Annotated in this window: 9 protein-coding genes; 1 reads left to right on the top strand and 8 read right to left on the bottom strand. The window is 67.8% G+C overall.

Going from position 1 to position 14,672, the window contains the following annotated elements; translation table 11 throughout:
* Positions 1–58 precede the first annotated feature (58 nt).
* The 5 genes from TS85_RS13045 to TS85_RS13025 form a co-directional block, all read right to left on the bottom strand.
* Entirely contained in the window at positions 59–2,647 is a 2,589-nt protein-coding gene (locus TS85_RS13045; RefSeq protein ID WP_052507906.1) for a glycoside hydrolase family 31 protein, read from the bottom strand.
* Entirely contained in the window at positions 2,644–3,924 is a 1,281-nt protein-coding gene (fucP, locus tag TS85_RS13040) for an L-fucose:H+ symporter permease (protein WP_227698477.1), read from the bottom strand. The genes TS85_RS13045 and fucP overlap by 4 nt, the downstream gene beginning before the upstream one ends.
* A gap of 227 nt (positions 3,925–4,151) precedes the next feature.
* Positions 4,152–5,501: a neutral/alkaline non-lysosomal ceramidase N-terminal domain-containing protein gene (locus tag TS85_RS13035; RefSeq protein ID WP_044332710.1), complete on the bottom strand. Its 1,350-nt coding sequence runs from the start codon at positions 5,499–5,501 to the stop codon at positions 4,152–4,154.
* 211 nt (positions 5,502–5,712) lie between these two features.
* Entirely contained in the window at positions 5,713–6,789 is a 1,077-nt protein-coding gene (locus TS85_RS13030) for an alpha/beta hydrolase (protein ID WP_052507905.1), read from the bottom strand.
* A 55-nt stretch (positions 6,790–6,844) separates the two neighbouring features.
* A complete protein-coding gene (locus TS85_RS13025; RefSeq protein ID WP_227698476.1) occupies positions 6,845–7,999 on the bottom strand; it encodes a glycoside hydrolase family 68 protein in 1,155 nt (384 codons plus the stop codon).
* A 275-nt stretch (positions 8,000–8,274) separates the two neighbouring features.
* On the opposite strand from TS85_RS13025, the gene TS85_RS13020 reads away from it, so the two are divergent.
* Positions 8,275–9,879 carry a tannase/feruloyl esterase family alpha/beta hydrolase gene (locus tag TS85_RS13020; protein WP_052507904.1) on the top strand — a complete coding sequence of 535 codons (1,605 nt, stop codon included), beginning with the start codon at positions 8,275–8,277 and terminating at the stop codon, positions 9,877–9,879.
* 6 nt (positions 9,880–9,885) lie between these two features.
* Here the strand turns inward: TS85_RS13020 and TS85_RS13015 are convergent, their stop codons facing one another.
* The 3 genes from TS85_RS13015 to TS85_RS13005 all read right to left on the bottom strand — a co-directional run bounded on the left by TS85_RS13015 (position 9,886) and on the right by TS85_RS13005 (position 14,544).
* Positions 9,886–10,890: a LacI family DNA-binding transcriptional regulator gene (locus TS85_RS13015; RefSeq protein ID WP_227698475.1), complete on the bottom strand. Its 1,005-nt coding sequence runs from the start codon at positions 10,888–10,890 to the stop codon at positions 9,886–9,888.
* An 86-nt stretch (positions 10,891–10,976) separates the two neighbouring features.
* Positions 10,977–12,281: an SGNH/GDSL hydrolase family protein gene (locus TS85_RS13010; RefSeq protein ID WP_077228598.1), complete on the bottom strand. Its 1,305-nt coding sequence runs from the start codon at positions 12,279–12,281 to the stop codon at positions 10,977–10,979.
* A 139-nt stretch (positions 12,282–12,420) separates the two neighbouring features.
* On the bottom strand, positions 12,421–14,544 hold the full coding sequence (locus tag TS85_RS13005) for a TonB-dependent receptor (protein WP_044336245.1): 2,124 nt from the start codon (positions 14,542–14,544) through the stop codon (positions 12,421–12,423).
* Positions 14,545–14,672: the final 128 nt, after the last annotated feature.

The raw sequence follows: 14,672 nt of genomic DNA, 5'->3' as shown, positions 1-14,672 counted from the left end.
CGTGCCGCCGACAATAGTCCGACAAGTTATCGGGTCAAGCGGCCCTTGCCATGAATGGCTATACCCGTACCCGGACCGTCCTGCCCGCATAGACGATCTGCTGCGCCGGGCCGGGCGTGCCCATCCGCCGCACCTGGATTGTCCGGGTTGGCGGCATCCCGCGATAGGCGCCCGCGCGCCGCCCGATGGTCAGTTCGCCGCGGGCATCGTCCCAGTCGAGCGCGATGCGGGCCGAGCCGCGTGTCTCATAGTCATAGGTCAGCCCGTCATCCTCGTAGAGCGCGGTCTGCCCGTCGGCGCCCGGATAGATGCGCAGTTCGAGGTCCTGCCCCGGTGCCCCCACCGTCGATTGGCGGACCGCGCCCAGCGCGACGATGCTGCCCGCGCGGACATGGAGCGGGATGCGATCGAGCGGGGCGGGGACGGTATGGGTGCGCCCGCCCTCGCGGTGCTCGCCGGTCCAGAAGTCGTGCCAGCCGCCGGGGGTGCGGGGCAGGTACACCGGCCATGTCGCCGCCCCGGCTTCGAGCACGGGGGCGACGTGGAAGGCGGGGCCGAACATATAGCTGTGGGTCTGACCCAGCGCCGTCGCGTCATCGGCGAAGTCGAAGAGCAGCGGGCGGATCAGCGGCATTCCCGTGGCGCTGGCCTCCGCCGCGAGCGAATAGGTGTAGGGCAGCATCCGGTAGCGCAGATCGAGATAGTCGCGCGCGACGCGCTCCACCGTCTCGCCATAGCGCCAGAATTCGGTGTCGGTCATATAGCCATGGACGCGCTGAAGCGGCAGGAAGGTCGCGTATTGGAACCAGCGCAGGAAGCGTTCGTGATAGGCGGTGTCGGTGTACTGGCCGGGCCCTGGGCGGAAGAAGCCGCCGGCATCGACCGTCCACCACGCATAGCCCGCCGCGGCCATGTTGAGCCCGGCGGGGATCTGGCGCCGCAGCGTTTCCCAGTCATTGCCGATGTCGCCCGACCATGTGGCGGCGCCATAGCGTTGCTGCCCCGGAAAGGCCGATCGGGTGAGGATCATCACGCGGCGATCGGGAAAGGCGCGGCGCTGGGCATCGTACACGGTGCGTGAGACGTGGAGCGGATATTCGATCCGCACGCGCTCGCCGGGGCCGGCGGCGGTCTGGCGCCCGACGAGATCGTCATTCTCGGGCTCGGTCGCGTCCTGCCACCAGGCGTCGATGCCAAGCGCGCCGAGGCGGCGATTCTGGTTGTCGGCGTAGAAGGCGGCGGCGTCCGGGTTGAAGAAATCGACCCAGTCGGTGTCGGGGATGTAGAAGTTGCGCGCCGCAACCTGCTTGCCCAGGTCGGTGTCGCGCGAAACCTTCGACCAGACCGACAGCATCAGCCGCATGTCGATGCCGTGCAGGTCGCGGACGAGCGCGGCGGGATCGGGATAGTGCGCCTCGTCGAAGCGCATCGCGTTCCAGCCATATTTTCCCCAATATTGCCAGTCCTGTACCATCATATCGACGGGCAGGCGGCGGGCGCGGAATTCGCGGGCGGTGGCGAGGATTTCGTCGGACGAATGGAAGCGCTCGCGGCAATGGATATAGCCGAGCGCCCAGAGCGGCATCATCGGCGTGGCGCCGATCAGGCCGCGATAGCCGGAGAGGATTTCGGCGGAGGAGGGCCCGGCGATCACGACATAGTCGATCGCCTCCGCGACGGGCGAGCGCCAGACCGTCGTGTCGATCGCCGGGCCGAATGCCAGCGTCGGGGCGTCGTCGGCATTGGCGAGGACCCGGACCCGGTGCGTGCCCGGCTCCAGATCGGCGAAGAAGCTGGTGGTGGGGGGGAGCCAGAGGTTGCTGTGGTCGCTGACCAGCTTGCCGTCGATCTCGACATGGTGGCGCGACGCCATCTTCTTGCCGATGTCGAGCAGGAAGGCGTGGCGACCGGCGCGGGTGGTGATGAACTCGGTCTCGAACCGCGCCTCCCGCCGGGCGACGCGGGCGTTGCCGGTGGCGGTGGTGACGTCGGCGCTGGCTTCGGCGCCCGCCGCTGCCTTGGCCAGCGGGACGATGGTGCCGGGCGGGTTGAGCTCGCTCATGCCGCGATTGTGCCAGAGCAGGCCATAGCCCTTGCTGGAGAGCAGGAAGGGCAGGCTGATCTGGGTGTTCACCTGAGTCAGGCGGCGGGGCAGGGTGCGCAGGTTGAGGTGGCCGTCCTGGAAACAGCCGGTGCCGAAGAGGTGCTCGTCGGGCGGCGAGGCGAAGCCCTGTTCGACGGACAGGCCGAGCGGCACGGGGGCGAGGCGGCGGGTGCCGGGCGCCTCCTGGAGCAACAGGCGGCCCGTGGCGTCGCGGAAGCTGAGGCAGCCGGTGCCGGGGGACCATTCGCAGGCGATTCCGGGGAGCGTGAGGCGGGTGGTGCCGTCGCGCTCGGCGATGCGGGGCTTGGGCGGCGAGACGATCGGTTGCAGCATCGTGCTGTCGGGCAAAGTGAGCGATGCGCGCGGGGCGAAGCGGACGCGGACGGCGCGGTCGCTGAGCGCGAACAACTCGAGCACGCCATCGGGCAAGGGGATGGTGAGATCGGCGCGGCGGGGCGGTGCCGCGCGGGCGATGGGCGCGCCGACTGCGCTGGCGCCGAGGGCGGCGGCACCGGCGAGCAATGTCTGGCGGCGGGTGATCATGCCGCGATTGCGCGGCGCGCCCGCCAGGCATAGGCGGCGATGATCGCGAAGCAGAGCAGCGGGAGCAGCAGCGCGGCGGGCACCCCGCCGGTCGCTACCGCGACCAGCCCCATCAGCGGCGGAAAGAGCGCGCCGCCGATGATTGCCATGATGATGCACGACGAGCCCAGCGGGCGCGCGGTATCGAGGCCGTCGACCCCGAGTGCGAAGATCGTCGGGAACATGATCGACATGAAGAAGCTGCTGAGCATCAGCGCGCCGATCGCCGGCCAGCCGGCGCCGGTGGCAGCGATTGCACAGAGCGCGACGTTGGCGACCGCATAGGCGCCGAGCAACGTCGTCGGGCGGATGCGCGACATCACCGCGGTTCCGGTGAAGCGCCCGATCATGAACAGCACCAGGCTGGTCGAGAGCAGGTACGCCGCGTTGCGTTCGGAGACTTGCGGCGCGACGTCCTTCACGAAATCGATGAAATAGCTCCAGATGCCGACCTGTGCACCGACATAGAAGAACTGCGCGACCACCGCGCCGGTGAGCGGGCGATGGCGGAGCAGCGTGGCGAATTGGGTGCGAAGCGGCGTGTCGCTGTGGGTGCGGCCCTCCGGCAGGCGTGTCACCGCGACCGCCGCGGCGACCAGCAGCGCGGCGCCCGCGAGCAGGAGATAGGGAAGCTGGACCGTCGTCGCTTCGGCGGCGCGATAGGCGGCAAGTTGCGCCTCGCTCATGCCCGCGAGCGTCGTGTCCGAATGCTCGACGCCCGAGAAGATCAGCAGCCCGCCGATGACCGGCGCGATACAGGCGCCGAGGCCGTTGAACGCTTGTGCCAGGTTGAGCCGCTGGACCGCCGTGCCGGGATCGCCGAACGCGCCGGTATAGGCATTGGCGGTAGTCTCCAGACAGGCGGCGCCCGCCGCGATCACGAACAGCGCGAACAGGAACATGCCGAAGCTCATCGCGATCGATGCGGGGTAGAAGAGCAGCGCGCCAGCGGCATAGAGCCCGAGCCCGGTGAGGATGCCCGCCTTATACCCCCAGCGCCGCATCAGCAGCCCGGCGGGCATCGCGACGACGAAATAGCCGATATAGAAGACGAACTGGATGAAGCCCGCCTGGGCGCGGTTCAGCCCGAGCGACTTCTGGAACTGGCGGATCAGGATGTCGTTGAAATTATTGGCGAGCGCCCAGAGGAAAAACAGGCTGACGACCAGCATGAAGCCCCAGCGATAGGCGGGGGTGAGGAAAGCGCCCCGCGCAGATCCGCGCGCGGCAGGGCTCAAGATTCCGCTCGTTCCCGCCAACGCCCTGCTCCTCGATGCTCTTATGGTACCAAGCTGACGCCCCCTGGAGGAGCGCCGACCAGCCCTTTCTACCAGATATGCAATTCGAATTTCGCTGATGCAATCGGAATAGAGCGGGACAGACGAAAACGGGCGGGGCCTTTCGACCCCGCCCGCCTTCATTTCCCCGTGCGCGACCCGGGGGTATCTGTGAGCGGTCGACTCGCTTATTTCTCGGTCTGGGCAACCAGATCGAGCAGGCCGTCGACGATCTTGTCCTCGGCGCAGCCCGGCTTGAGCCGCGAACTGACGACTTCGAAGGTGTTCTGCGCAAAGGCGGCGTCGTTGGGGATATAGCCCGAGCGCGCCATGCCGTTGGTCAGCGTGACCATCATCGTATGCTTATAGGGCGATTCGCGCTTGAAGCGCTGGGCGATCGTCGTGAACACCTCGCCATCGACGCCGCCGAGCATGACGTCGCCGATGCGGACCATGCTGAGCTTGATCGAGACCGGGTCGCCATCGGTATAGACGCCGGGGAAGCCCGCGCGGCCGCTGTCGGTGCGGTTGCGGCCCGGGCATTGGATGCTGGTGCTGGCGCCGCGGATCGTCGCGCGGGTCTGCGGGCGCTCCAGCCCGTCGCGCACGACGTGCAGAACCTCCTCGCCGAGCATCTGGCCCATGCTCAGCGTCATCTGCTTCTGCTGCTCCATCAGCGTCGCGACCTTTGGATTGGTGCGGTCCATGCCCTTGCCACCCGGCGGCATCGCGTTGCTGATATCCTCGCCGCGCGCGGCATAATCCTGGATGCGGATGTCGCGCAGCGCGTAGGTCTGGTTGAAGAAGATCGGATTCTGATCGCCCGCAGCACCCGTCGACCAGACCGCCACCACGTCGGGGCCCATCGACTTTTCGATATAGTTGGACGAGGCGCCGGGAATGTCGGCGCTGATCAGGTCGAGCGTGCCGGTGAGCACCGCGTGGACACCATAATTATAATAGACGGCGATCGGCTTGCCGGCCAGGTCCTCGAACGCGACCACCGCGACAGTCTTGTCCGAGGGCCCATCATAATTGGGACCTTCCCACCAGCGCCGGGTCTTGGGGTCGATGATGTTGCGGTTGACGTTGATGTACGAAACCCCGCTGCCATAGGCGAAGCGGCCGGGGCGCAGCGTCTTTGCCGCGCTGGCGATCGCCTCGACGATCTGGGCGCCTGCATCCTTGTTCGGGCCGAAGGGGACGCTGTGGGTGTGGGTGGCGGTGAGCAGCACGTTCGCCGCGGGGATGCCCAGCTCCTTGGCCACGCGCTGGGTGACATAGGTCCAGGTATCGGTGCCGATCGCGCCAGCATCCACGGTTACCAGCGCGGCGCGGGTGCCGCCATCCTCGACGACGATCGCGCGGATATAGAGCGGGTCGAGCACGCCGGTGAACTGGCCGGGCAGGGGATTGCTCTTGGGGGTGATGTCGACCTTCGCCGCGCCGACGCGAAGCTCCGGACCATCGGCGGCGAGGCTGGGCGTCGCGGCGGTACAGGCGAGCAGCGCCGCCGCAATCATCTTCAGGGTCTTCATGTCCGCTCCTAGCGTGTCTGGGCCGCCGGTGCCGGACCGACGGGACACTGCCCGCCCCCGTGCACCGAATGACCCTGGTTCGCGCGGTCGCAACTTGCCGTTACGTTTACCGCATGTGACGAAGTGTATCGCAATCGATTGTACAAGACCATAGCCAATCCCCGCAAATGCGGCGGGGCGAAAGGCGATGCCGCCTCTCGCCCCGTGCGGGTTACTTGGTCGCCTGGAACGCGCGGCGTAGCGCGTCGACCTTTGCCTTGTTGAACTGCTGTGCCTGGGGCGTGGCCGGGGCGAGCTGGTCGAAGCCGTGGAATGCGCCCGGGATGACCAACAGCTCGGTCGGGACGGCGGCTTCGTTCAGCCGCCGGGCATAGTCGATATCCTCGCTGACGAAGAGATCGACGCCGCCGACCACGATCAGCGCGGGCGCCAGTCCCGCCAGCGATTGGGTGCGGGCGGGCACGGCGCGCGTGGGGACGCTGGCGGTGCCCGGCTGCTGGCCGAGAAAGGCGCGCCAGCCGACCTGGTTCTCCGACGCGCTCCAGCCGACCGTGGCGATGTGCGGTGGCACCTTGGTCACGCCGCCGGTGCGATCGTCGAGCATCGGATAGACCAGAAGCTGGAAGGCGAGGGGGATCTCGCCGCGGTCGCGCGCGGCGATCGCGAGCAGCGCGGCATGGCCGCCACCGGCGCTTTCGCCCATCACCGCGATCCGCGCCTTGTCGAGCCCGAGCGTGGCGGCATTGCCGTACATCCAGCGCAGCCCGGCATAATTATCCTCGGTCGATCCCGCATAGCCGGTCTCCGGGGCCAGGCGATATTCGACCGAGACGATCACGCAATCCAGTTCGCGCGCCAGTTCCTGGAGCCGCCGCACATCGGTCGCGGCGGTGCCGAGGATGAAGCCGCCGCCATGGGTGTGGAGGATGCCGGGCCGGGGGGTGCCCGCCCTGGCGTTGATCACGAACAGCTTGACCTCGGGCGCGCCCTGCGGGCCGGGGATCATGCGTTCGTCGACGGCGATTTCGGCGAGGCGTTCGGGCGCGGGCGGGAAGCCGCCGCCGCCCTTGCGCGAGGCGCGTACCGCCTCCTCGGTGATGGGCCCCATCATCTTTGAAAAGCCCATCGCGCGGCGCGCCGCGTCGCGCAGTTCGGGGGCGACGGGGGCCAGCTTCGCCTCGTCCTCTGCGCTAAGCGCAGCGGGCGCGGGCGCCTGTGCCCAGGCTGCCGTCGCGGTCGTCGACAATGCCAGCGCAACCGCGCAGCACATCCTGATCCTAGCCTTCATACCACTCTCCTGCTTGCCTTGTTCTACGGTTCGCGCCCGCTCGCCGGGAGCGCTGTCACGCTTTGCGGCGCGCCGTCGCGCCGTCGAGGACCAGTTGCACTTCGGGCGCGAACGTCGCGCCGAAGCGCCGCGGTTCGTCCGCGGCGGGTGGGCCCCAATTGTCGATGAAGCTTATGACGGTAAGGTCGGGAAGCACCAGCCAGCTATAGCCCTGTGCCGGCGCCTCGGCGGGATTGGCGAGGACCAGCCCCGATCCGTTGAGCGGCGCCCACGGCCCCTCGACGCGATCCGCGACCATTCCGTACAGCCCGGTCGGGCCGGTCGGCCCCGCCGGATCGAACACATGGCGCTGCGTCGACCAGAAGAGATAATAGGCGCCGCCCTGGTAGATCAGATGCGGGCGTTCGAGTTCGTTGTTGAGCCCCGCCGCCGTGACGATCGGCGGCTGGATCGCCCAGGAGCGGTTCGCATCGTCCTGCGCCACCGCGAGCCCGACCAGCCCGTTGAACGCCGAGGGCGAACACGCGTCGGAGCCGGCGAAGGTCAGATAGCGCTGCCCGGTGGCCGGATCCTGGAAGAAGGCGGGATCGCGAAATGCCTTGATCGTGCCGACCGATCCCGACCCGGCGTCGCTGGCCATGTACCAGCGCGGGTCCTCGACGAACAACTCGGTCAGGCCGCGCCAGTCCTCGAACACCGGGCCGTTCGCGTCGGCGGCGCGCAAGCTCGCCTCGGCGCGGTAGATGCGCTGGGCAAAGGTCGGCGCCGGTTCGCCGCGCAAGCCGGTGGCCGTGAAATAGAGCGTGAGCGTGCGGCGATCCTCGCCAAGCACCGCCGAGCCCGACCATTCGCGGCTGCCCGGCGAGAAGCCGTCGGGCATTGCCGGGCCGAGATGCGTCCAGCCGCCTGCATCCTTGCGGAACAAATGGATGCGCGCATGGCCGTGGCGCTCGTCGGGGTCGGGGAAGCGCGGCGAGGCGAGCGCCATCCACAATGTTGCGTCGCCTGCCAGCGCCGAGGGGCGGCCATCGGCATCCTGGACGGGCCAGGCGTCCCAGATATCGATCGTGGCGCTGACCCGCGCGACATCGGCCAGCGCGATCCGCGGCAGCGCGGCTTCGTCGTCGCGGATCGCGGCGACATGCTGCGCGGTCCAGGGGGACACGGTAAATTCAAGATCGCCGCTGGGGTTCGGGTCGGTCTTTTGCACTCTCTATTCCTACCTCTGCTTCGGAGCGAGCGGGCCTGATCAGGCGCGCCCCGCGAACGATCGGTGGGAGGATGCAATCGGCGCCTGCAAGCGGCGCAACGCCGCGGCACGCGCCGCGTCGGCCCCTCTTCGGCGCGTAGCGAGCGCTTCACACGCTTCGCCCGCTCCATCCGCTCCCGTGCTAGCGGCGCCGTCATTGCGCCTTTCGCAGCCTTGGGGTACTGAATCATTCAATCGATTGCAACGGGACTTTGACGCCCGGCGGGAGGCAGAGAATGGAGAGGATTTTGGGCAGCTACCGGATGGTTCTTGGCGTTGCGGCGGTCGTCGCCGCGATGCCCGCACAGGCGCAGCAAAAGCCGGCGCCGCAAAGCCCCGCCGCCGCCTGTGTGGCGCTGGCGCGGGCGGCGCTGGGCGACGATGTGCAGATTACGGCGACCACCTTGGTCGCCCCGGCGGCGGCGGGGAAGACGCCGCTGCCCTTTGGCGGATCGCTCAAGGTCGCGCTGCCGCAATATTGCAAGGTCGCGGGAGTCATCGCGCCGCGCAAGGGCGTGGGCGGCCGCGATTACGGCATCGGGTTCGAGATCGCGTTGCCCTCCAACTGGAACGGGCGCTTCCTGCTCCAGGGCGGGGGCGGGCTGAACGGCTCGATCCGGGCGCCGTTGGGCGTCGAGGCAGTGGGCGATGATTCGGCGCTGGCGCGCGGCTTCGCAGTCGCCAGCCATGACAGCGGGCATAAGGGCGCAGTGTTCGACGGCAGTTTCCGCGAGGACCAGCGCGCCGCGCTGGATTTCGCCGAGGCGTCGGTGCGCACCGTGACGGTCGCGGCCAAGGCGATCACGACGCGCTATTACCGCAAGGCGATCGCGCACAGCTATATGGCCGGATGCTCGACCGGCGGGCGCGAGACGATGCTGGCGATGCAGCGCTATCCCGAGATGTTCGACGGAGTGGTGATCGGCGCGCCGGCGATGCGGACGGGCTTCTCCAACCTCGGCACCGGCTATGCCAAGGTGATGTTCAACCAGTCGGCGCCGCGCGACGCGCAGGGCAAGGCGCTGCCCGAGCGCAATTTCACGACGGCGGACCGGCAGGCGATCAAGGCCGGGCTGCTCCAGCAATGCGACGCGCTGGACGGGCTGGCCGACGGGATGATCATGAATGTGGCGCAGTGCCGCTTCCGCCCCGCCGCGCTGCAATGCGCGGGCGAGAAGCAGGACGGGTGCCTGAGCGCCGCGCAGGTCGGGTCGCTCGAGCGCGCCTTTGCCGGGCCGAAGGACGCGAGCGGGCGCGCGCTCTATGCGCCGGTGCCCTATGATACCGGCATCGTCGATGTCGCCGGGCCGGTTTCGGGCTATATCGTCGACGGGCGCACCGATATTCTGGGGCCGCCGAATCGCGAAGTGACGATCGACCTCGACGCACAGGCTGCGGCGATCCGCGCCGATTGGATGCAGCGGCTGACCGACACCGATAGCTGGACCAACCTCAGCACCTATCTGGGCAAGGGCGGCAAGGTGCTGTTCTACCACGGGGTCAGCGATGCGTGGTTCTCCGCATTCGACACGCTGGATTACTGGCGGCGCGCGGGTGAGGCCAATGGCGCAGGCTGGGCCGATGCCAGCCGCTTCTACATGGTCCCCGGCATGGGGCATTGCGCGGGCGGCGATGCGTTCGACAGCTTCGATATGCTCGGCGCGGTGGTCGATTGGGTCGAGCAGGGCAAGGCGCCCGAGGCCGTGGTGGCGCACCGCACCAAGCCCGCCCCGGCGGCGCGGCCGCTATGCCCCTATCCGAGCTATGCGCGGTTCAAGGGCGGCGATCCTAGCGCTCCCGAGAATTTCCAGTGCACCGCGCCGACCGGCGAAACGCTGTAACCCTTTTCAGGTGGTTTCGCGGACGATCAGCTCGGGGTTGAGGATTACCGAGCCGGTCTGTTCGCCCGCGATCCGCCGCAACAGGCTGCCGACGAGGTGCGAGGCGCCGGCGGCGATGTTCTGGCGGACGGTGGAGAGCGGCGGGACGCTGGTCTGCGCCACGTAGAGATCGTCATAGCCGATCACGCGGACGTCGCCCGGCACCGACAGGCCACGCGCCGCCAGCACCTGCATCGCGGTCAGCGCGATCACGTCGGACGCGGCGAAGATGCCGTCGGGCGGGTCGCCGATCTGGGTCAGGAAGGTCGCGATGTCGGTGCCGCTCACCTCGGGCGCGAAATGGGTCGGCGTATCCATCAGTTCGATATCGCTGCGCGCCTGGATCGCGGCCTTTGCGCCCTCGAGCCGGAGCGAGGGCTCGATCGCCTGGGTATTGCCGAGGAACGCGATCTTGCGGCAGCCGCGGTCGATCAGATGCTGCATCGCCAGCCGCCCGCCCAGGAAATTGTCGGTCCCGATCGAGCAATGGACCTGACCCTGGACGAAGCCGCCCCATACGACCATCGGCAGATAATCGGCGGCGATGCGATCGAGCACGCCCGATTGGTCCGACTGGCCGACGATGATGAAGCCGTCGGCGCGGTCGGCGTCGATCAGCCGCGAGAGCCAGTCGTCGCGGCTCGGGATCACGCGCGACAGCACCAGGTCGAAGCCGCGCTCGGTCAGTTCGTCGGCGAGATAGCCGATCAGCGTCATGAAGAACGGGTCGGACAGATGCTGGCCGCGATCATGCCCCAGCGGGACGACCACCCCGATCGCGCCGCGGCGCCGCGTGCGCAGGTTGCGGGCCAGCGCGCTCGGGCGGAAATCATGTTCCTCGGCGAGCTTGCGAATGCGCTCCGAGGTTTCGGAATTGACCATGTCCTTGCCCGCCAGCGCGCGCGAAACGGTCGCCGCCGACACGCCCGCCAGCTTGGCGAGATCGTAGATGGTCCGGATCTTCCCTGCCAAAATCCGCTCTCCGTAGCGGGCAGCGCTATCGCCGCCCGGTCAGCCTCCTTTGCAACAGCGCCGCTGCAATTGCAAAAGCGCGGGACTCAGGGGGCGGCGAAGGTGCCGATCGGGAGTGCGGCGGCCATCGCGGCGTTGCCGGCGTCGTTGGGGTGGACATGGTCGCCGGGGTCATAAGCGGGGTTGAGCCGCGCGGGGCGGGCGGGATCGCGGACCGCTGCGTCGAAATCGACCACGGCGTCGAACTTGCCGCCGGTGCGGATCCAGGCATTGACGGCCTGGCGCACGGTCTCGGTCTTTGGGCCGTACATCCACAGGCCCTCGGTGGGGGTGAGGGTGGCGCCCATGACCTTGATGCCATGAAGGTGCGCGCGATCGATGAGCTGCGAATAGGCGGCGATCAGCATCGCGGCGTCGACATCCTCCGAGGGCGGGATGCCGGGAATCGCGGCGATGTTGATGTCGTTGATCCCCTCGAGCAGGATCATCCAGCGCACCCCCGGCCGCGCCAGCACGTCGCGGTCGAACCGGGCCAGCGCCGACAGTCCGGCGCCGTCGCGGCGGACGCGGTTGCCCGAAATGCCCATGTTGACGATCGACAGATGCCGCGTGGCGGGATCGGCCTGTAACCGCTCGGCGACCAGATCGGGCCAGGCGGCGCTGCGGCCGGGCGTGGTGCCATAGCCGTCGGTGATCGAATCGCCGAACGCGACGATCGTTGCCGAGCGGGCGGGCGCCAGCACCTCCAGCCCGGTCAGCCAGAAATAGGAGCGGTTGGTCTGGGCGCCGGGCAGGTCGGCATCGCCGGTGCGGTCGCCGGGGGCGAGCGTGGTGGTGCGCAGCCCGAGGGGATGGATCGTGTTCGCGGGGGTCTGGTCGGGCAGGTAGATCGACACGGCGAGCATTTCGAGCGCCTTGACCGGCAGCGCGACGGGATCGCTGATCGCGACGGCGCCGGGTTGGATCGTCACGCCCGGCTGTCCCGAAAAGGAGACGGCGTGGTCGCTCCCGGCCACTGTGCGCGCTTCGCCGGCGCTCCTGGCGAGGCGGGCGCGCGCGATCGTGACGGGGGCGCCGCCGGTGGCGTTGGAGAATTGCAGCCGCAATTGCGTGCCGCCGATCGAGGTGCGGACGAGCATCCGGACGGTCTGGTCGCCGATCGTCTCCGGCGTCGGGACGAGGGGGGAGGGCCCCTGCGGCGGCGGCGGCGCGGGGCGTGTCTCGCCCGCGGGGCGGGGCGGCATCTTGGGTATCGGCTGGGGCGCGAGTTGCTGGGCGGTGCCCCAGCCGCTGACCCAGCGATCCTGGATCTTCGCGGCGGCGGCGGGCAGCGCGTCGAGCGCGCCGCAAAGGATCAACAGCGCCCCGAGGGTTGCGCGTGCGGCCAGCATGTCTCTCTCCCGATCAGTCTCTTTGCCGTGAGGATATGGCATCGCCGGGCGATCCGCAATCGATTGCTCGAAAATGCAGAAGGGCAAAAAAATGCCCGCCCTGCTCCCAAGGGCAGGGCGGGCGAGAGGGATGCTCGGTTCAGTAGTTGACGCGCAGGCCCACCCCGACGGTCAGCGGGCGCGGCCCGGCGAGAAGCGTCGGGCCGTTCGCCGAGGTCGGTCCGCGGTAATCGGACAGGTTCTCGCCGAAGATGCGGAACTCGTAATTGTCGATCCGGATACCGGCGCTGGCGCGGTAGAGCTCGTACGGGTCGAGCGTGTCGACCGTCGCGTCGCCGTTGCGTGCGCGCCCGACCGCAGTGGCCGAGGCATTGGCGAAGACCCCGATCTCGCCGACCTTGCGATCGAAACTGGCGTCGAAACGCACGTTGAAGGGCGGGGTGTTGTACAATTCCTGGCCATTGGCGACGCGCGGATCGGCGCCGGCAAAGGCAGACTTCACGTTGGTGAATTCCGACGTGTTGAAATTGGCGACCGAGCTGAGCGTCAGCCCTTTCAGCGGCGTATCCCAGGCCAGTTCGATGTCCACACCCTGCGTGGTGGCATCGCCGAGATTTGCGAAGGCCGACAGCCCGATCGACGTGGTGAATGCCGCCTGGAGGTTGGTATATTTGATGTCGTACACGCTGGTCGCGACGCGGACCTTGCCGTCGGCGAACGATCCCTTCACGCCGATTTCGAGGTTGCGCAGCTTGTCGGGCGTCAGCGACAGCGAACTCGGCACGCCATCGGCGGTGACGGCATCGGCCTGGGCCTGCGATTGCAGGATGCCGCTGCGGAAGCCGGTGCCGGCGTTGAAGAAGAACATCCAGTCGTCGGTGGCGTAATAGGCCAGGTTGGCGCGCCACGTCAGCGCGTCGGGCTCCGCCTCGCTCGTCGCGGGGACGCCGTTCGATACCGATTCCGAACTGCGCTTGTCGCGGACATAGCGCAGGCCCAGCAGCGGGACGAGCTTGCCGTCGAACAGCTCATAGCTGACTTCCGAGAAGATCGAGGCATTCTCGGTGCGGGTGATCGTTTCGCCTTCGCTCTTCAGCGTCGGGAAGTCGAGCTTGAACGTGTAATAGCCATTGGCCTTCTGATAGAACAGACCGCCCACCCAGTGCAGCGGGCCGCCGTCCGACGTGGTCAGCCGCAATTCATTCACGAAGTTGTTGGCGTGGCCGCCATTGACGAGCAGCCCGATGCCCAGCGGTTCCCCCAGATTGAGCGCGAGGCCGAATCCGCCGGGCTTCGAATCCTGATATGAGGTGGCGTTGGTGAGCGTCAGCTTGTCGAATTCATAGGTGAAGGTGCCCGAATAATAATTGGCACTCCGCTTGTCATAGCCGTCGATCGTGCCCTGATACGCCGCATAGGGCGGGTTCACCGAGTTCATCACGTTCAGATAGTCCTGATCCGTGCTGAAATGCCACGCGCGCAGGCGCACCGTCGCGCGATCGGTGGGCTTCCACAGGATGACGGCCTGTAAATCCTTCGAAATGATGTTGTTCGCGTCGGTCTTATACGGCTCGCCGACCGGGGCGCCCGAGTAGATGTCGTTGTAGCCCGCGCGCTTTTCATAGCCGCCGCTCAGCCGGATGCCGAGCTTGTCGGTGATGAGCGGGACCGACACCGCCCCTGCGGCGCGATAGTTGAGCTTTCCCGAATCCCGCGTGTTCGACAGTTCGAAATCGCCGCTGGTGGTGATCCGGTCAAGGCTTGGATTCTTGGTGCGATAGATGATCGTGCCGCCCATCGACCCCTGGCCGTACAGCGTGCCCTGGGGCCCGCGCAGCACTTCGACCTGCTCGATGTCGAAAAATTGCAGCGGCGGTGCGCTCTGGTTGTTGGGCACGCCGAACGGCGTGTCGTCGAGATAATAGCCGATCATCCCGTCGCCCACCGCGCCGCCCGCGCCCGAGCCGCGGAACGAGAAGATGCGATAGCCGGCGCCGATTTCCTGCGCCTGCGAGGCACCCGGAATCAACTGCATCAGGTCCGCCGCGTCGCGCACGCCGCGATTGCCGAGCGTCTCCTGCGAAAAGGCCTGGATCGCTACGGGCACCTTGTCGAGCTGCTGCGCGCCCGTCTTGAGCGCGGTGACGACGATTTCGCTGTCGTCGGTGACGTCGGCCGCCGGAGCGGCGTCCTGCGCATAAGCGGGTAGCGCGGTGGCGAGCAGGATTGCCGGGGCGGCTGCGCCGGTCAGCAAATATGTCATGGTTAAACGATTGCGCAACGCGACGCACGCAACGGTCGAGAATGAAATCATGGCCTTCATTGGATCCTCCCTAACGATCGATGTGTCTGCGCAATCGATTGCTCAAGAATTAGCAGCGAGAATCCGGC

The sequence above is a fragment of the Sphingomonas hengshuiensis genome (genome assembly GCF_000935025.1).
Lineage (GTDB): Bacteria > Pseudomonadota > Alphaproteobacteria > Sphingomonadales > Sphingomonadaceae > Sphingomonas > Sphingomonas hengshuiensis.
This window is presented reverse-complemented; position numbering and strand designations above follow the sequence as displayed.

Coding starts and splice junctions, on each gene's coding strand:
- TS85_RS13045 (WP_052507906.1), bottom strand. CDS start 2,647: ATGATCACCCGCCGCCAGACATTGCTCGCCGGTGCCGCCGCCCTCGGC.
- TS85_RS13035 (WP_044332710.1), bottom strand. CDS start 5,501: ATGAAGACCCTGAAGATGATTGCGGCGGCGCTGCTCGCCTGTACCGCC.
- TS85_RS13030 (WP_052507905.1), bottom strand. CDS start 6,789: ATGAAGGCTAGGATCAGGATGTGCTGCGCGGTTGCGCTGGCATTGTCG.
- TS85_RS13020 (WP_052507904.1), top strand. CDS start 8,275: ATGGAGAGGATTTTGGGCAGCTACCGGATGGTTCTTGGCGTTGCGGCG.
- TS85_RS13010 (WP_077228598.1), bottom strand. CDS start 12,281: ATGCTGGCCGCACGCGCAACCCTCGGGGCGCTGTTGATCCTTTGCGGC.
- TS85_RS13005 (WP_044336245.1), bottom strand. CDS start 14,544: ATGACATATTTGCTGACCGGCGCAGCCGCCCCGGCAATCCTGCTCGCC.